We start from the raw sequence: 17,070 nt of genomic DNA, 5'->3' as shown, positions 1-17,070 counted from the left end.
CACACAATAATTTTTAATTTATAAGATGAATATACCATCAGATTTAAAATACACCAAAGACCACGAGTGGGTTAAAATAGAAGGTGATACTGCAACAGTTGGCATAACAGATTTTGCACAAGGTGAACTAGGCGATATCGTTTATGTTGAAGTCGAAACTGTAGATGAAACTTTAGATATTGAAGAAATATTTGGAACGGTTGAAGCTGTAAAAACGGTTTCAGATTTATACTTACCACTATCGGGTGAAATCATTGAGTTTAATGAAGCGCTTGAAGACGAACCAGAAAAAGTAAACACAGATCCTTATGGAGACGGTTGGATGATTAAAGTTAAATTTTCTGATGCTTCAGAATTAGATAATTTACTATCTGCCGATGATTACAAAGCTATTATTGGCGGTTAAAAAATGGGCGCTGCCAATCGTCATTGTTTATACACTGGCATTAACGATTGCAAGTTTAGTTCAGCTAGGTGATATACCAAGCTTAGGGTCGTCATTTGATGATAAAATCTACCATTTTATTGCCTATGCCGTATTTACATTAGTGGTGTATAATTATTGTAGACTCCTACACTTTAAATCTCCCATTATTATAACAACAGTGAGCGTCATAATTTATGGCATCATTATTGAGCTTTTACAAAATACAATAACCGTTTACCGTACTTTAGACGTTTACGATGTATTGGCAAATGCATTAGGCGTATGCTTTGCGGTCATACTGCTTAAGTATGGTGATAAACGATTAGTTAAAAAGAAACAATAGCTTGCTTTTTTAACAAAAAATTGGTTAATTTAGCATTCAGAAAAAACCTTATTAGCACATGGAACCTAAAAAGAATGTAAAATCAGACGTCAGTAGAAATAGTTCGCTCTATTTTGCTGTAGGTATGGTATTGATGCTGGCTTTAACTTATATGGCTATCAATTATAAGACTTATGAGAAAGAAGCCATTGATATCGGACAGTTAAATTTAGATGATTTAGAAGAAGAAGAAATTCCAATTACAAATCAAGAAATAATTCCACCACCTCCACCACCTCCACCACCAGTAGTGCCAGAGGAAATTGAGATTGTGGAAGATGAAAAGGAAATTGAAGAGACCGTCATCGAATCTACTGAAACAGATCAAGAAGAAGAGATTGTTGAAGTCGAAGAAATTGAAGTCGAAGAAGTAGAAGAAGACATCGAGGTCCCTTTCTCAGTGATTGAAAATGTTCCTGTATTTCCAGGTTGCGAAAATGAAAAAGGTAACAATGCTAAAAAGCAATGTATGTCTGATAAAATCAGCAAGTTCGTAAACAAAAAGTTTAATACAGAACTCGCTGGAGATTTAGGATTATCTGGAAGACAACGTATCAATGTGATTTTCAAAATTGATAAATCAGGAAATATTATTGGTGTCCAAGCAAGAGCTCCACATCCAGGATTGGAAAAAGAGGCCAAGCGTGTTATTGGTTTATTACCAAAAATGAAACCAGGTAAACAAAGAGGTAAAGCGGTAATTGTACCGTATTCATTACCTATTTTATTCCAAGTGCAAGACTAGAAATAGATAAGCATATCATAAAATTTCAAAATCCCATCTAAATTAATTAGATGGGATTTTTACTTTGGTATGCTTATTGTGATTTTACCATAATATTAACATTTTTAAAATAGATATTATGAAAGATTTAAACAAATCGCACAACATTGCTGGTCAGAGCAATGATAATGTGCAAAAATCACACAAACATGATGCAAATTTACAAAAAAACTCAACGCTCTATTTCCAAATAGGCTTAATCCTTTGTTTATTGGGGACCTTTGGTATTTTTGAAATGCAGTTTGAAACAAAATCCAATGAATATGCTATCACGTTTTTAGAGCCTGATCCAGATCATACTTTTGATTTGAAAAATTATATTCCTGAACCTGATGCACCAAAGAAGGATCCTGTTAAACAAAAACAGCAACGTATTATTGATAAAGAACCAAACATTATTGATAATGATGTGCCTACGCAAGAAACACCAGACCTCGTTTCAGAATTACCACCATCATCAGATCCAATAGATCCTAGTGATTTTATTGAACCTGTAGAACCTAAACCGACACCTCCCGAAATTTTTAATATGAAAGATGTTGAAATTGTTCCAATTTATCCAGGCTGCGAAAAGAAAACAACCAATAAAGAACGCGTGAAGTGCATGTCTGAGAAACTGACGAGACTCGTTCAGAAAAAATTTAATACAGATATCGCTCAAGATTATGGTTTAGAAGGTGTACAACGTATTTCTGTTCAGTTTAAAATAGATGAAAACGGTGACGTTACCGAAGTTTTAACCAGAGCGCCACACCCAAGTTTAGAAAAAGAAGCAGAACGCTTGGCTAATAGAATCCCTAAAATGAAGCCAGGAGAGCAACGACATAAACCTGTTTCTGTAATTTATAATTTACCAATTGTATTTAAAGTCAATTAATCAAACAATATTACTTTGTAATTAAACGGTTTAAAAGGCATTTTTTAGACCGTTTTTTTTGGGCGACTATTTTGAAAAATAGTATCTTTCGGCATCTAATATGATGCGCTTGCTCTATGAAGAATAGCTTATTATTCATTTTTTTGTTTACCTTAGGTTTACTGTCTGCTCAAGACAACGGGACATTTGAAAAATCACCGATATTCCCCGAATGTGAATCTGAACCCATTTCAGAATTAAAAGCCTGTTTCAATACTAAAATTAACGCTCATATTTTTAAGACGTTTAAAGTCCCTCAAATTGTTAGCGATGATAGTTATGTAGGAAAAATGCAAGTGCTATTTGAAGTGGATAAGGAAGGGCAGATCACTGTACTGTATATTGATGCTGTTTATGATGAACTCAAGCAAGAAACCAAACGTGTTTTTGAGGCCTTGCCTAAAGTTACTCCTGGGACTTATAACGGACGCGCAACTTATTTTCAATATTCACTTGCAATCGATATTCCTTTAGTTAATCCTGCTGATGTTAAAACTCAAAATGAAGAAACAGGTGTAAAGGATATCAAAAAAATAGAAAATCTCAATGTCGATGTAAGTAATGAATACGATGCTGTTAATGATAGTATTGTTCCGTATACTCAAAAAGAGTATACGAGTCAGTTAAACATTCCCTTCACCCATAATTATTACGCTAAATTTGACCAGCAAATGAATGGTCTCGGAACCAACAGTCATACAGCTTCTAAGCCTTTTATGTATGAAGAAGTTTCGGCGTATTATGATTTTAAAGCTGAAAAAGAAGCCTTAGTTAAAGGTAGTGAGAGTTGGTGGAGTAAAAAATTATGGAACGAACATTTAGTCACAGTACAAGGCAAAGATTACTGGTTTACTTTAGATCCAGTTTTTGATTTACAACTTGGTAAAGACACGGAAGCCGATTTTAGTACAACTTACAATAATACACGTGGGATTTTTATTCAAGGTGGTTTAGGAAAAAAATTAAGTTTCTCAGCCTCTATTTATGAAAGTCAAGGGCGTTTTGCGCAATATTTCAATAGTTATGCGTTAAACTTACAAGCCGAAGGTGGAGAGCCTATTGTTCCTGGTCGAGGCTTGTCTAAAATATTTAAAGATGATGGTTTTGACTATCCCGTAGCTGAAGCCTATTTATCGTATTCGCCAGCTAAGTTTTTGAATGTTCAATTCGGACATGGAAAGAATTTCATTGGAGATGGTTACCGGTCTTTATTACAGAGCGATGCAACGAGTCCGTACCCATTTTTAAAACTGAATACTAAGTTTTGGAAAATTAAATATACCAATACCTGGATGTGGCTAAGAGATGTAAGAGCCGAAGTAACTGAAGATGGTGCTTTTTTAAGCAAATACATGGCCAATCATTATCTGAGTTGGAATGTTACCAAACGCTTGAATGTGGGTTTGTTTGAATCGGTATTATGGACCACCAGTAACGATAGAGGATTTGATATCAATTATCTTAATCCTATTATTTTTTATCGCGCTATAGAATTCTCAACAGGTCAAGACGCAGGAAATGCAATTCTGGGTGCTTCAGCTAAATATAAATGGAATAATAAGGTGAACCTTTATGGGCAATTTATTCTAGATGAATTTGCCATAAACGATATCACAGCTGGTGATAAAAGCTGGAGAAATAAGTTTGGTTATCAACTAGGTGTAAAATATTATAATGCTTTTAAAGTCGATAATTTATTATTGCAACTAGAATACAACCGCGTGCGTCCATATACCTATTCGCATAATTCTATTGTGTTAAATTATGCCCATAACAACCAGCCTATGGCTCATCTTTGGGGCGCCAATTTTAGTGAAGCTATTGCGATAGGACGTTACCATTATAAACGCTGGTTTGCTGATGCTAAATTTATCTTCGGAAAACGAGGCTTCGATTTTAATGATGGTGTTGATAATGCCAACTACGGAAGTAATATCTTTAGAAGTGAGGTCGACAGAAATGCCAACACAGGCATCACTGTTGGACAAGGAAATACGACTAATGTTTTTCAAGCTGATTTAGGAGGTGGTTATATCGTGAATCCGGTATCCAACTTAAGACTGTTTACAAATATTACGTTCAGAAATTACAATCCGCAAGCCGTTACTGCAACAGCACTCGATACTAATACCGTTTGGTTTACAGTGGGCGTACGAACCGATTTGTTTAATTGGTATAACGATTTTTAAGAATTGTATTACTGCAAATGTGATAATTTGTGGTTAATATATCTTTAAAGATAGCTGCTTAAACATGAATATGAATTTTTAAAAATACATCCAATTATGAAATATTTTAAAACCCTAGCAATACTTTTACTGAGCTCAGTTCTCTTTTTTTATGGCTGTAATGACAAAAGTAAAACGACTAAAAAAGACAAGGCAAAGCCTGTAGAAGTTTCAAATACAACTAAACCTGAAAACCTGACTACCACTAAAGAGCCTGCTCAAAATGCTACTGGAGTTTGGCATTATACATGTAGATTAGGTTGTGCTGGAGGTGCTGGGGCAGCTGTTAAATGCAAATCTTGTGGTAATGTTTTAGCTCATAATACAGAATATCACTCCAAGACAAATAGTAATTTAGATACTTCTCCTTTTGCAAATCCACCAGCTACGAAGTCTACTACTACTCCTGAGCCTGCTCAAAATGCAGCTGGAGTCTGGCATTATACTTGTGCTAATGGACATCCAGGAGGTGCAGGGTCTGCTGTTGCTTGTAAAACATGCAGTACAAAACTGACTCACAATACGGCTTATCATTAAGCGGTTTTAATGCTATGACATTAGTGTTTTAATTAAAAAATAAACTATAGGAAGTCAAAAAATGTGGCTTCCTTTTTTTATTCTTTTAAGCTCACATGAAATGGTCTACAAATGTTTTCAGAATGGATATAACCTCTTCTGTAATTTAAGTCGTTATACGTTTTTGTTAAGCGTTCATTTTTAGCAACCTCCTCTTCGGTTTTTCTTAATTTAATTTCGGCAAGAATATTAGTTTTAAGTGTTTCAAGCATCTTTAAAAATCAGGTATTTTACCTAATTACCATTTAATTAGGTTTTGAATTGCCCAAAAGCTTTTTTCAGAGTATCTTTGCAAACGCAATAAAAGGACTAGGATTGAGTACTACAAAACCAACAGTTAAACAAGCTTCAATTATTTCCGATTTTAAGGAAATTACTAAGATGAGACTTTCTATAAGTGTTGTGTTTTCGGCACTCGCTGGATACTTGCTTGGTGTGGTTGGCCCTGTTGATTTCTACACATTAATGTTGTTGGCTTTTGGTGGTTATTTTATGGTTGGTGCGTCTAACGCCTTTAATCAAATCATCGAAAAAGACTTAGATGCTTTAATGGATCGTACTAAAAACCGACCAGTTCCAGCCGGACGAATGAGTGTACGTTCAGCATTTATCATTGCAACTATTTTTACGATTTTAGGAATTACAGTACTTTATATTATTAATGAACGTACTGCAATGTATGGTGCGATTTCCATTTTCTTATATACCTGTGTGTATACGCCTTTAAAAACCAAAACGCCTTTAGCCGTATTTGTTGGAGCTATTCCTGGAGCCATTCCGTTTATGTTAGGTTGGGTGGCAGCTCGAAACGATTTCGGCATTGAACCAGGTACCTTGTTTGCCTTACAGTTTTTTTGGCAGTTCCCACATTTTTGGGCGATTGGATGGTTTTTGTATGATGACTATGAAAAAGGTGGATTCTATATGTTACCAACCAAAAAACGAGATAAAGGTACTGCGGTACAAACCATAATGTATACCATCTGGACAATTTTAATATCTATTGTCCCTGTGTTTGGTGTGACTGGTGATTTAAAACTCTCTATAGTTGCCGCAATTATCGTATTAATTCTTGGTTTGGTAATGTTGTATTATGCCTTTGAACTATTTAAAAAGAGAACTGCTAAAGCAGCAAAACAACTTATGCTTTCTAGTGTGTCGTACATCACTTTATTGCAAATAGTATATGTTGTAGATAAATTTATAAGATAAAATGGATTTAACCCAAGGAACATTAGAAGAGAAAAATGACAGAGCCAAACGCATGATGCTTTGGTTTGGTATTATTTCATTAATCATGTCATTCGCTGGATTAACAAGTGCTGTTTTAGTGAGTAGGAAGCGTGAAGACTGGATGCATGACTTTGCATTACCCAAAGCATTTTTAATCAGTTGTATTGTTATCGTTATAAGCAGTATGACTTATATGTTGGCTAAAAAGGCTTTAAAAAGTAGCAATCGAGGACTCACAACGGTATGGTTACTTGTGACATTTATACTTGGTGTCGCCTTTATTATCAGTCAGTTTTATGGTTTTAACCAAATTGTAGATTCTGGATATTATTTTACTGGAGAATCGTCAAATGTGACCATGAGTTTTATTTATGTCATTGCAGCAGTACATATTTTACACGTTGTTGCTGGACTAATTTCAATTATGGTCGTAATTTATAATCATTTTAAACAAAAATATTCTGCTCATCAAATGCTAGGTCTGCAACTCTCTGTAACCTTTTGGCACTTTGTAGATATACTGTGGATATTCTTGTTTTTATTTTTAACATATGTAGTTTAAATTTTTAATCATTTTGACAGGCTCAAACATCCTATGCAGTCTAGTAAACACCTATGTTTTTAATTTTTAGAATCGGATGTTTTTTTAGATAGATAAAATGATTATTTTTGTGCAACTTTTAACAACTAAATGCTTTATATGGATACTACAGTAGCAAATACTGGAACAGAAGGCAAAACTTGGGGTGGCGGAAATCAGCCACTAAAAGCGAGTTATGGTAAAATGATGATGTGGTTTTTTATCGTATCTGATGCCTTAACATTTTCTGGATTTTTAGCAGCTTACGGATTTTCAAGATTTAAGTTTATTGGTTCTTGGCCAATAGCAGATGAGGTATTTACTCACGTTCCGTTTTTTCATGGAAATTACCCAATGATTTATGTGGCTTTTATGACATTTATTTTAATTATGTCATCGGTAACAATGGTATTAGCCGTTGATGCTGGTCATCATATGAATAAAGCTAAAGTAACCTTATACATGTTTTTAACCATTATTGGAGGTTTAATATTCGTTGGTTCACAAGCCTGGGAATGGGGAACTTTTATTAAAGGTGATTATGGTGCAGTTCAAACCAATGGCGGAAATATTCTTCAGTTTGTTGATAAAGAAGGGCATCGTGTAGCGTTGAGAGATTTTGTTGTCGCTGAAGAAAAGGTAAGAGCAGAACACGAGCGTAAAAATGGGTTATGGTTTGTTGAAGAAGCAACATTGCCAGCTTACACTATTGATGAAGTTTACAAAGGATTAGAATCGCATCCAGATGTATTGGTTAGAACACAAATCATTAATGATGAAGGTGAGAAAACAGTACTAACCAGAGAAGAATCATTAAATCAAATAAAAAATAACGGAAAATTAGTTGTTGAAGGGGCTAACCTTCACGTCAACGAATATGGAACCTCGTTATTTGCCGATTTCTTTTTCTTTATTACTGGTTTCCACGGTTTTCACGTATTCTCCGGAGTCGTTATTAATATTATTATTTTCTTTAATGTAATCTTAGGAACCTACGAGCGAAGAGGAAGCTACGAAATGGTTGAAAAGGTTGGTTTATACTGGCACTTTGTCGATTTAGTTTGGGTATTTGTATTTACATTCTTCTACCTAGTTTAAATTTTATATAATAGAACACAGCATGGCACACGAACATAAGTTAGCAATATTTAGAGGTACAGTTAAGTTTAAATCTAACACTCAAAAAATTTGGGGTGTACTTATTTTCTTAACTATAGTAACAGCAATAGAAGTTATTCTTGGTATTTACAAACCAGAATTTTTCATGCACACTTGGATGACTCCTTTTGAAGGTGGTTTTATGGCAACGCTTGGAAATATCTTATTCTCTCCAATCATTTACATGAAGCCTTTAAATCTAATTTTTATTGTTTTAACAATCGTTAAAGCCTATTATATTACTTGGGATTTCATGCACATGAGAGATGAAACAAAGGCTTTAAGACGTATGGTTGTTTGGACAGGTGTATTCTTAATTTGTTATTTAATTTTCATCCTTTTACAAGAAGGTGGATACATTGAAAGCGTTTACACAAACGGATATGTTAAAAGAGATTTTTAACATAGATTCATTGATATAAAGTATACGAAAAGACGGTTTTTTAAACCGTCTTTTTTTATTTTTGCACTATGCAAAATAGCAACATAAAACGGAACTTAGTTTTGGGTATTTTATTCTTTCTACCTGTAGCATTTTTATTGATGCTCTACCCGTCAACACATAACTATAATCCATTAGATATTGTAGATGAAAGCGTTTCTGAATTGAAATTATTTACCTCAAATTCCGATACGAAGATTCAGCTTAAAGATCATATTACCATTGTGGCGTTCTTCGGAAATGAACCCATGAATCATGTCATACCAGCTTCCAATTTAAAAGAACTGGTTTACGATAAATTTAAAGGCTTTAAAAAGTTTCAAATTGTTGTGGTGCTACCTAAAGGTGCTGAAGCAAAAGCAGAACAACTTCAGAAAGAAATAAACAACTATGACGACATGCGCTTTTGGCATTATGTTTTTGGAGAACCTAATGATATAAAAAACGTATTTAATAGTTTGAAAATTGAAGAATCTTTGGATGCGACATTATTTACAGATCATATCTTTGTTGTCGATAAAGACCTCAAGCAACGTGGGCGACTAGACGATAGAGAAGATAAGGAGAAGGAAAAAGAAGAACCCAGTTATCCTTTATACTCTTATGATTGTATAGAAGTGGCCGAAATAAAAAATAAAATGAGTGATGATCTTCGGATTTTATTTACCGAGTATCGTCAAAAGCGCAAAGGCAATTTTGACTCATCATCTCGACGTGCAGAAGATTTAAATGCTAATACGAACTAAATTATTATGAGCACAAAAAAAACAAACTATTCTTACATAGGTATTGCTTTTATCCTTTTGGTTTTCGGAATTATTTTTATTCCAAAAATTGTCAATAGAATCAAAGGAGGCGATGTTACCCGAACCGAAAGTCGATCTAAAGATCTATCTAAAGATGCTGAAGGCTACCTTTCTGATTTGATGTTTCTTGAGATTAATGGCGAACCTAAAAAAGTACCGCCTTTTTCATTTGTAAATCAAGATGGAAAAACCATCACTAATAAAGACTATGAAGGAAAAGTCTATGTCGTCGAATTTTTCTTTACCACCTGTCCAACAATTTGCCCAAGAATGAACAGAAACCTCGTGCAAATACAAAACACCTTTTCAGATTTTGAGGATTTTGGTGTGGCTTCATTTACGATAAATCCCGAATTTGATACCCAAGAGGTTCTTAAAGCCTATGCCAAAAATTACGGAATCACAAATCCTAACTGGCATTTAATGACAGGAGATCAAGAGGCTATCTATGCTTTAGCAAATATTGGGTTTAATATTTATGCTGGTGAAAACCCAAATATCGAAGGCGGTTTTGAGCATTCCGGAAATTTTGCACTTATCGATAAAAACGGATTTATGCGCTCTAGACAAGATAACTTCGGAAACCCTAAAATTTTCTATAAAGGAATCATCAGTGAAGAAGAACAAGAAGATGAAGATGGAGAAACCGAAGAAATTAGCATGTTAAAAGAAGATATTGCTAAACTATTAAAAGAAGATTAAGTTACTATGAGCACTATTGAAAACCCTTCCGAAGAAAAAAAATATAACAAATGGATTGTTATACTGTCTATAGCCATACCTGTTGTTGTTGCGGTCTTATTTACAGTTAAAATACCTAATGTAGAACCGCTGTCGTTTCTGCCTCCAATCTATGCGACTATTAATGCTATTACAGCATTAGTATTGGCTACGGCATTATGGGCTGTAAAAAATAGAAAACTCAAGCTTCATGAAAATTTAATGAAGTTTGCTATTGCATTGTCTGTTGCTTTTTTAGGCATGTATGTCGCCTATCATATGACAAGTGAGTCTACTAAATTTGGTGGTGAAGGAGCGATTAAATATGTTTACTACTTTATATTATTGACGCATATTTTATTATCAATAGTCGTAATCCCTTTTGTGCTTATTACTTACGTAAGAGCCATTACCAATAACTTCGAACGTCATAAAAAGATAGCAAGAATCACCTTTCCTATTTGGTTGTATGTAGCAATTACAGGAGTGATTGTATACATAATGATCTCACCTTACTATGCTTAATCTATGAAACCCAAGTTTGTCATTTCGCTTTTTACTTTTCTTTTAGCACTGCAATCAAACGCACAATGTGCAATGTGTAGAGCAGTCTTAGAAAGCGAAGAAGGACAATCTACAGCTCAAGGTGTTAATGATGGGATTATGTATTTAATGGCCATTCCTTACATTTTAATCGCTGGTGTTGGATTTTTAATTTACTGGAATTTTTTCCGCAGAAAAAAAGAAACCGATTAAAAACGAGTTATAGTGTAACAATTTTGGTATTTAGACGTCTTATAAATATCAATCAAAAAGATAATTCTTAACAAATACTTAGCATAAATCCTATCGGGTTTTACTTAGTTTTGTTAGAATTAACCATCCATACTATGATTCAAATCAAAGATTTGCATAAATCTTATCATATGGGAAGCAATTCGCTTCACGTATTAAAAGGAATTAACTTTGAGGTTAACGAAGGCGAACTCGTCTCAATTATGGGTTCTTCAGGATCGGGAAAATCAACATTACTCAATATCTTAGGAATGTTAGATGAAGCCGATCAAGGGCAATACATTCTTGATAATGTCCCTATCAAAAACCTAAACGAAAAAATTGCAGCTAAATATAGAAATGAATTTCTCGGATTCATTTTTCAATCCTTTAATCTTATCAATTATAAAACGGCTTTAGATAATGTATCAATGCCGCTATACTACAAAGGGATTAAACGTAAAGAGCGTACCGAAAAAGCAATGCACTATTTGGAGAAAGTGGGACTTGCAGATTGGTCTCACCATTTACCAAGCGAATTGTCTGGTGGACAAAAACAACGTGTTGCAATAGCACGAGCTTTGGCAAGCGACCCTAAAGTACTCATGGCAGATGAGCCAACAGGAGCTTTAGACACAAAAACATCTTATGAAGTCATGGAGCTTATTCAAGGTATTAATGATGAAGGTAAAACCATATTAGTTGTGACTCATGAGCATGATATTGCGCAAATGACCAAACGTATCGTGAATCTAAAAGACGGATTAATTATTGACGATAAACCAGTAGAACAAGTAAGAGCATCTCAATATGTTTGATATTGAACGTTGGCAAGAAATATTTGAAACGTTAAGCAAAAATAAATTGCGCACGTTTTTAACAGGGCTTTCAGTAGCTTCTGGGATATTTATATTGGTTGTACTTCTGGGGTTTAGTAAAGGTATTGAAAACGGCGTAAAATCACAGTTTGAACGCGATGCAACTAATTTAATTACGGTGTGGACAGGTGTTACTACCAAAGGTTATAAAGGATTAAATCCGGGACGTTATATCCAGATGAAAAATGAGAACTTCGATATGATTTCTCAAAAATATGAAGATCATATTGAATACCAAACCTCGCTATTTCCTATTTGGGGTGCCGAAATTGCTTATAAAAATGAAACTGGAAATTACCGTGTAAGAGGAGCAATGCCTGATCAACAGTTTATTGAAAATGCCGATATGGAGTCTGGACGTTTTGTGAATCTGGCTGACTTAGAAGACAACCGAAAAGTAGCAGTCATTGGCCGCCGATTAAAACAAGATTTGTTTAAAGACGAAGACCCTATTGATAAAAGTATTCAAATCTTCGGAATGAGTTTTAAAGTTATTGGTGTTTTTATAGATCCAGGAGGGGAACGTGAAGAACAACAAGCTTACATTCCTTTGTCAACATCTCAAAAGGTTTTTAATGCTGGTGATAATATCAGAAACATGTTATTTACCGTAAAAATGTCTGATAATTTTGATGATGCCGTTGCATTGTCTACAGGAATGGCCAATGCTATTGAAAATGAATTAAAATTAATGCATACGGTCTCACCTGATGACACGAGTGCTGTAAGAGTGTTTAATACTTTGGAAGAAGCCAAACAAATTTATGGCTTAATCGCCACCATACAAGCGGTGTTTTGGTTTGTTGGTATTGGAACTATCATTGCAGGAATCGTAGGTGTTGGTAATATCATGCTTATTATTGTTAAAGAGCGTACCAAAGAAATAGGTATCCGAAAAGCCTTAGGTGCTTTACCAATGTCTATCGTAGGAATGATATTGCAAGAGGCTGTTTTTGTAACCATGTTTGCAGGTTTATTCGGATTAATTTTCGGACTTGGTTTACTGGAACTCGTTGGGCCTCAAATTGAAAGTGATTTTATAAAATATCCGCAAGTCGATTTTAATATTGCATTAACCACTGTGTTTTTACTAGTGTTTGCTGGTGCTTTAGCCGGATTTATTCCAGCCTATCGTGCAGCGAAAATCAAACCTATTGTAGCACTTAGAGACGAATAATATGTTTAGTAGAGATCGTTGGGACGAAATATTGGAAGCCTTAAATGCTAATAAAGTTAGAACTTTTTTAACGGCATTTGGCGTGTTTTGGGGAATCACCATTTTGGTGCTATTGTTGGCGTTGACTAACGGACTTAAAAACGGCGTGCTAAAAGATTTTGGTGACTTTGCAACTAATTCAATGTTTATGTGGACGCAAGGTACGTCAAAGCCTTATAAAGGGTTGCCTAAAGGGCGCTATTTTAATTATAAAATTGATGATGTTGCCGCCATAAAATCCCAAGTTCCAAATTTAAAATATGTGTCTCCTAGAAATCAATTAGGCGGATTTAGAGGTGCAAATAATGTGATTAGAGGTACCAAAACAGGGGCTTTTGAAATCTATGGTGATTATCCAGAATATATCAATCAGCAACCTATGGATATTCTACAAGGACGCTTTATAAGTTATTCCGATATTCAAGCCAAACGTAAAATTTGCGTTATAGGTACAGGTGTTGTCAAAGGCCTCTACGATAAAGGAGAAGATGCCATAGGAACCTATATCAAGATTAATGGTGTCAACTTTTTAGTCGTTGGAACCTTTAAAATGAGCAATAGTCAAGGCGATAGTGAAGAAGAAGCCAGTACGATTTATATTCCATTTACCACATTTGGCCAAGCGTTTAACAGAGGTGATAGAGTAGGTTGGATGGCAATAACAGCTATTGATAATGTGCCTATCACAACAGTGAAACAACAGGTTTTTGATTTAATGAAATCGAGACATAAAGTGCATCCAGAAGATGATCGTGCGATTGGGCATTTTGATTTAGCTGAAGAGTTTGGCCGAATTAGCGGCTTGTTTTCCATATTGTCATTTGTAGGTTATTTTGTTGGAATTCTAGTTTTAGCGTCTGGGATCATAGGAATTAATAATATCATGCTCATCGTCGTCAAAGAACGCACTAAAGAAATTGGTATACGCAGAGCATTAGGTGCAACACCTTGGATGGTTAAAGGACAAATATTACAGGAGAGTTTAGTATTAACAATTTTATCAGGTATGGTTGGTGTGTCCTTTGCAGCATTTGTCATTTGGATCATGAATACAATATTAGATAGTGTAGGTCCAGTTGAAAATTTTGCAAACCCAAGCGTAAGCATGCAAGTGGTGTTTACAGCATTAATTATTTTAGTTATATCTGGTTTATTAGCAGGATTAATTCCAGCCAATAGAGCGACTAAAATGAAACCTGTTGACGCATTAAGAATCGAATAATTATATAAATCATTAATCAATTTATGAAACTTTAGTTTCGTAGCATCATTAGAAAATAATAACAATCAGCACATGAAAAGAACGAGAACCATAATTATATTAGTTTTAATAGTTGTCATATTTGGAGGCGCATTATACTACTTATGGAAAAAAAATCAAGAAGACCCAGAAACCTATACATCTGAAGCGCCATCTGAGCAAACTATTGTTGTAAAAACAGTGGCAACAGGAAGTATTGTGCCTAAAGAAGAAATTTTAATAAAGCCCAATATCTCGGGAGTTGTAGAGGAAGTTTTTGTTGAAGCAGGAGAATACGTAAAACAAGGAGATTTGATTGCGCAAATTAGAGTCATTCCTAATGTGTCTAATTTAACAAGCGCTAAAAATAGTATTGCTTCTAACCAAAATGCTTTACAAACTGCTGAAATTAATTATCAAACCCAAAAAACAATTTTTGATCGTCAAAAAGAATTGTTTGAAAAAGGCGTGATTGCAGCGAATGAATTTGATCAAGTCAATAATACATATCTACAAGCCAAACAGCGTGTTGAGCAAGCTAGAATCGATGTCAATCAATCCCGTCAAAATTATGATATTATTAAAACAGGGACTACTTCTGGATTAGGCAACGTGGCTCAAACACAAGTAAGAGCCACAGTAGCAGGAATGGTATTAGATGTTCCTGTTAAAGCTGGTAACCAGGTTATTGAAGCTAATAATTTTAATGAAGGCACTTCTATTGCATCCTTAGCCGATGTAAAACAAATGATTTTTGAAGGAAAAGTTGATGAAAGTGAAGTCGGAAAAATAAAAGAAGGCTTACCACTAGAGATTACTGTTGGTGCCATTGAAGATGAAAAATTTGATGCTATTCTAGACTATATTGCTCCTAAAGGTGTTGCTGAAAATGGTGCCATTCAATTTGCGATTAAAGGCTCACTTAAAAGTGTCGATTCAACTTTTATTAGAGCAGGTTTAAGTGCCAATGCTTCTATTATCTTAGAAAAAGCAGAAAATGTTTTGGCTATTAAAGAGGCATTAGTGCAATATGATAAAGAGACTAATGAGCCTTTTGTTGAAATCGAAATTGGGAATCAACAATTTGAAAGAAAAGAAGTTCAGTTAGGTATCAGTGATGGTATTTATGTTGAAGTAAAAAGTGGCATCACCAAAGACGATAAAATCAAGGTTTGGAACCAAATACAAGGCGCTCCGCAATTTGCCCAACAATAATTTTAACATTTAGTGTAACACTTTAACATTTAAAGAGACATATAGATAATTATGAAAAAAATAGTTAGCATATTTATCGTTTTAGTGACGATAAGCCTACAAGCCCAAAATAAAAAGTGGACGCTTATAGAATGTGTAGAATACGCATTAGAAAATAATATCTCAGTGAAACAAAGTGAACTGGATGTGGAGTCGGCAGATATTGACAGACTTACAGCTATAGGGAATTTTCTTCCAAGTTTGTCTGCAGGTGCTGGTGTTTCCGAAAATACAGGTCTTAGTTTTAACCCGGTTACCAACAATGCGCAAACGACCACTTTTTTATCCGCTAATGGAAGTATTAATATTGGATACACTTTATTTGACGGATTGAGAAATATTAGAACGGTACAACGTGCTAAAATTTCAAAGTTAGCAAGTCAGTATCGTTTAGATAAAATGAAAGATGATATTTCATTGTTTGTTGCTAACGGTTACCTTCAGGTAATACTAAATAAAGCGAATCTAGAAGTCTTAAAATCTCAAAATGAAGTCACGCTTGAACAAATAGAAAGAACGCAGCAATTGGTTGATGCAGGCTCCTTACCAAGAGGTGATTTGCTCGAAATAAAAGCGACTGATGCTAGTGAAAAACAAGCCATTATTAATGCTGAAAATAGTGTCACTATTTCCTTAATCAGTTTGGCGCAATTACTACTCATTAAAGATTACGAAAATTTCGATATTGAAGACGAAGGTTATGATATTGTAGATGCAGGTATTGCCAGTAAAGACATCTCCGAAATTTTAGCAAAAGCGAAAGAAACGCGTTCTGAAATTAAAATAGCAGAGCAAAATGTAGCGCTCGCTCAAAAAGACTTACAAATTGCTAAAGGAGCAAACCTTCCAACGCTTTCCGCATTTTTCGGTTACAATACACGATATGCCAATACGACATCATTTATTCAGCAAGTAGATCCAGATAACCCAACTGTAACAGAGCAAATTGGTGTGGTTGAAGCTACTGGACAAGCGGTAGTTGGTCAATTTCCAAATACGTTTTTACAGGAAGTTGGTGCCGATCCTTTTGTAGATCAGTTATATCAAAATGATGGTATTGGTTACGGACTTAGCTTAAACATTCCTATATTTAATGGGTTTGCGACCAAAGGGAATATTAAACGTAGTAAAATAAATTTAATGCGTTCTGAATTTCAGCTAGAACAAGCCGAATTGGATTTAGAGTCTACAGTGTACCAAGCTTACGTTGATGCCAAAGGCTCGCTTAAGTCTTATGAAGCAGCTCAGTCTGCTTTAGAGTCTCAGCAATTAGCTTACGATTATGCTAAAGAGCGCTATGATGTTGGATTAACTAATGCTTTCGATTTTAGTCAGTCAAAATTAAGATTTGATAATGCTAAAATTGAAGTCAATCGTGCTAAATACGATTATATATTTAAGTTGAAGGTTCTTGAGTTGTACTTCGGAATTCCTGCAACAGAATTAAAGTTTTAAA

The 17,070-nt window shown here is 34.7% G+C and carries 20 protein-coding genes; 19 read left to right on the top strand and 1 reads right to left on the bottom strand.

Going from position 1 to position 17,070, the window contains the following annotated elements; translation table 11 throughout:
* Window positions 1-25 precede the first annotated feature (25 nt).
* The 6 genes from gcvH to N4270_RS04075 all read left to right on the top strand — a co-directional run bounded on the left by gcvH (window position 26) and on the right by N4270_RS04075 (window position 5,274).
* Window positions 26-406, top strand: a complete 381-nt coding sequence (gene gcvH, locus N4270_RS04100) for a glycine cleavage system protein GcvH (protein ID WP_260095618.1) — start codon at window positions 26-28, stop codon at window positions 404-406.
* On the top strand, window positions 378-770 hold the full coding sequence (locus N4270_RS04095; protein ID WP_260095616.1) for a VanZ family protein: 393 nt from the start codon (window positions 378-380) through the stop codon (window positions 768-770). The genes gcvH and N4270_RS04095 overlap by 29 nt, the downstream gene beginning before the upstream one ends.
* A gap of 58 nt (window positions 771-828) precedes the next feature.
* Window positions 829-1,554, top strand: coding sequence for an energy transducer TonB (locus tag N4270_RS04090; RefSeq protein WP_260095614.1), 726 nt, complete (start codon window positions 829-831; stop codon window positions 1,552-1,554).
* A gap of 118 nt (window positions 1,555-1,672) precedes the next feature.
* A complete protein-coding gene (locus tag N4270_RS04085) occupies window positions 1,673-2,470 on the top strand; it encodes an energy transducer TonB (protein ID WP_260095612.1) in 798 nt (265 codons plus the stop codon).
* Between the two features lie 116 nt (window positions 2,471-2,586).
* The gene (locus N4270_RS04080; RefSeq protein ID WP_260095610.1) at window positions 2,587-4,698 is read left to right on the top strand and encodes a gliding motility protein RemB; all 2,112 of its coding nucleotides are present in this window, start codon (window positions 2,587-2,589) and stop codon (window positions 4,696-4,698) included.
* Between the two features lie 96 nt (window positions 4,699-4,794).
* Complete coding sequence (locus N4270_RS04075) at window positions 4,795-5,274, top strand: hypothetical protein (protein ID WP_260095608.1); 480 nt, start codon at window positions 4,795-4,797, stop codon at window positions 5,272-5,274.
* A gap of 77 nt (window positions 5,275-5,351) precedes the next feature.
* Here N4270_RS04075 and N4270_RS04070 read toward each other — a convergent pair whose 3' ends face one another.
* Window positions 5,352-5,525 (bottom strand): hypothetical protein, encoded by a 174-nt coding sequence (locus tag N4270_RS04070; RefSeq protein ID WP_260095605.1) that lies wholly within the window; start codon window positions 5,523-5,525, stop codon window positions 5,352-5,354.
* Window positions 5,526-5,628: 103 nt separating this feature from the next.
* Between N4270_RS04070 and cyoE the strand changes: the two genes are divergently transcribed.
* From cyoE to N4270_RS04005, 13 genes are all read left to right on the top strand, one after another.
* Window positions 5,629-6,525 carry a heme o synthase gene (gene cyoE / locus N4270_RS04065; protein WP_260095604.1) on the top strand — a complete coding sequence of 299 codons (897 nt, stop codon included), beginning with the start codon at window positions 5,629-5,631 and terminating at the stop codon, window positions 6,523-6,525.
* 1 nt (window position 6,526) lies between these two features.
* Complete coding sequence (locus tag N4270_RS04060; protein ID WP_260095602.1) at window positions 6,527-7,108, top strand: cytochrome c oxidase subunit 3; 582 nt, start codon at window positions 6,527-6,529, stop codon at window positions 7,106-7,108.
* A gap of 138 nt (window positions 7,109-7,246) precedes the next feature.
* Window positions 7,247-8,224 (top strand): cytochrome c oxidase subunit 3, encoded by a 978-nt coding sequence (locus N4270_RS04055; RefSeq protein WP_260095600.1) that lies wholly within the window; start codon window positions 7,247-7,249, stop codon window positions 8,222-8,224.
* A gap of 22 nt (window positions 8,225-8,246) precedes the next feature.
* Window positions 8,247-8,687: a cytochrome C oxidase subunit IV family protein gene (locus N4270_RS04050; protein WP_260095598.1), complete on the top strand. Its 441-nt coding sequence runs from the start codon at window positions 8,247-8,249 to the stop codon at window positions 8,685-8,687.
* Between the two features lie 68 nt (window positions 8,688-8,755).
* A complete protein-coding gene (locus N4270_RS04045) occupies window positions 8,756-9,472 on the top strand; it encodes a hypothetical protein (RefSeq protein ID WP_260095596.1) in 717 nt (238 codons plus the stop codon).
* A 6-nt stretch (window positions 9,473-9,478) separates the two neighbouring features.
* Window positions 9,479-10,234, top strand: coding sequence for an SCO family protein (locus tag N4270_RS04040; RefSeq protein ID WP_260095595.1), 756 nt, complete (start codon window positions 9,479-9,481; stop codon window positions 10,232-10,234).
* 6 nt (window positions 10,235-10,240) lie between these two features.
* Window positions 10,241-10,777, top strand: coding sequence for a DUF420 domain-containing protein (locus tag N4270_RS04035; protein WP_260095593.1), 537 nt, complete (start codon window positions 10,241-10,243; stop codon window positions 10,775-10,777).
* A 3-nt stretch (window positions 10,778-10,780) separates the two neighbouring features.
* Window positions 10,781-11,008: a hypothetical protein gene (locus N4270_RS04030; RefSeq protein WP_260095591.1), complete on the top strand. Its 228-nt coding sequence runs from the start codon at window positions 10,781-10,783 to the stop codon at window positions 11,006-11,008.
* Window positions 11,009-11,142: 134 nt separating this feature from the next.
* On the top strand, window positions 11,143-11,844 hold the full coding sequence (locus N4270_RS04025) for an ABC transporter ATP-binding protein (RefSeq protein WP_260095590.1): 702 nt from the start codon (window positions 11,143-11,145) through the stop codon (window positions 11,842-11,844).
* Window positions 11,837-13,081 (top strand): ABC transporter permease, encoded by a 1,245-nt coding sequence (locus tag N4270_RS04020; RefSeq protein ID WP_260095588.1) that lies wholly within the window; start codon window positions 11,837-11,839, stop codon window positions 13,079-13,081. The genes N4270_RS04025 and N4270_RS04020 overlap by 8 nt, the downstream gene beginning before the upstream one ends.
* 1 nt (window position 13,082) lies before the next feature.
* A complete protein-coding gene (locus tag N4270_RS04015) occupies window positions 13,083-14,342 on the top strand; it encodes an ABC transporter permease (RefSeq protein WP_260095586.1) in 1,260 nt (419 codons plus the stop codon).
* Between the two features lie 72 nt (window positions 14,343-14,414).
* Window positions 14,415-15,575: an efflux RND transporter periplasmic adaptor subunit gene (locus N4270_RS04010; RefSeq protein ID WP_260095585.1), complete on the top strand. Its 1,161-nt coding sequence runs from the start codon at window positions 14,415-14,417 to the stop codon at window positions 15,573-15,575.
* A gap of 51 nt (window positions 15,576-15,626) precedes the next feature.
* Entirely contained in the window at window positions 15,627-17,069 is a 1,443-nt protein-coding gene (locus tag N4270_RS04005) for a TolC family protein (protein WP_260095584.1), read from the top strand.
* The last annotated feature ends 1 nt before the right edge of the window (window position 17,070 follow it).

The organism is Psychroserpens sp. SPM9 (assembly GCF_025153525.1).
Classification (GTDB): Bacteria; Bacteroidota; Bacteroidia; order Flavobacteriales; family Flavobacteriaceae; genus Psychroserpens.
This window is presented reverse-complemented; position numbering and strand designations above follow the sequence as displayed.

Bases quoted from the DNA above. Each gene is read 5' to 3' on its own strand.
- N4270_RS04095 (WP_260095616.1), top strand. From the start codon at position 378: ATGATTACAAAGCTATTATTGGCGGTTAAAAAATGGGCGCTGCCAATC.
- N4270_RS04035 (WP_260095593.1), top strand. From the start codon at position 10,241: ATGAGCACTATTGAAAACCCTTCCGAAGAAAAAAAATATAACAAATGG.
- N4270_RS04050 (WP_260095598.1), top strand. From the start codon at position 8,247: ATGGCACACGAACATAAGTTAGCAATATTTAGAGGTACAGTTAAGTTT.
- N4270_RS04015 (WP_260095586.1), top strand. From the start codon at position 13,083: ATGTTTAGTAGAGATCGTTGGGACGAAATATTGGAAGCCTTAAATGCT.
- N4270_RS04025 (WP_260095590.1), top strand. From the start codon at position 11,143: ATGATTCAAATCAAAGATTTGCATAAATCTTATCATATGGGAAGCAAT.
- N4270_RS04075 (WP_260095608.1), top strand. From the start codon at position 4,795: ATGAAATATTTTAAAACCCTAGCAATACTTTTACTGAGCTCAGTTCTC.
- N4270_RS04085 (WP_260095612.1), top strand. From the start codon at position 1,673: ATGAAAGATTTAAACAAATCGCACAACATTGCTGGTCAGAGCAATGAT.
- N4270_RS04010 (WP_260095585.1), top strand. From the start codon at position 14,415: ATGAAAAGAACGAGAACCATAATTATATTAGTTTTAATAGTTGTCATA.
- N4270_RS04005 (WP_260095584.1), top strand. From the start codon at position 15,627: ATGAAAAAAATAGTTAGCATATTTATCGTTTTAGTGACGATAAGCCTA.
- N4270_RS04045 (WP_260095596.1), top strand. From the start codon at position 8,756: ATGCAAAATAGCAACATAAAACGGAACTTAGTTTTGGGTATTTTATTC.
- N4270_RS04020 (WP_260095588.1), top strand. From the start codon at position 11,837: ATGTTTGATATTGAACGTTGGCAAGAAATATTTGAAACGTTAAGCAAA.
- N4270_RS04070 (WP_260095605.1), bottom strand. From the start codon at position 5,525: ATGCTTGAAACACTTAAAACTAATATTCTTGCCGAAATTAAATTAAGA.
- N4270_RS04030 (WP_260095591.1), top strand. From the start codon at position 10,781: ATGAAACCCAAGTTTGTCATTTCGCTTTTTACTTTTCTTTTAGCACTG.
- N4270_RS04090 (WP_260095614.1), top strand. From the start codon at position 829: ATGGAACCTAAAAAGAATGTAAAATCAGACGTCAGTAGAAATAGTTCG.
- N4270_RS04080 (WP_260095610.1), top strand. From the start codon at position 2,587: ATGAAGAATAGCTTATTATTCATTTTTTTGTTTACCTTAGGTTTACTG.
- N4270_RS04055 (WP_260095600.1), top strand. From the start codon at position 7,247: ATGGATACTACAGTAGCAAATACTGGAACAGAAGGCAAAACTTGGGGT.
- N4270_RS04040 (WP_260095595.1), top strand. From the start codon at position 9,479: ATGAGCACAAAAAAAACAAACTATTCTTACATAGGTATTGCTTTTATC.
- N4270_RS04060 (WP_260095602.1), top strand. From the start codon at position 6,527: ATGGATTTAACCCAAGGAACATTAGAAGAGAAAAATGACAGAGCCAAA.
- gcvH (WP_260095618.1), top strand. From the start codon at position 26: ATGAATATACCATCAGATTTAAAATACACCAAAGACCACGAGTGGGTT.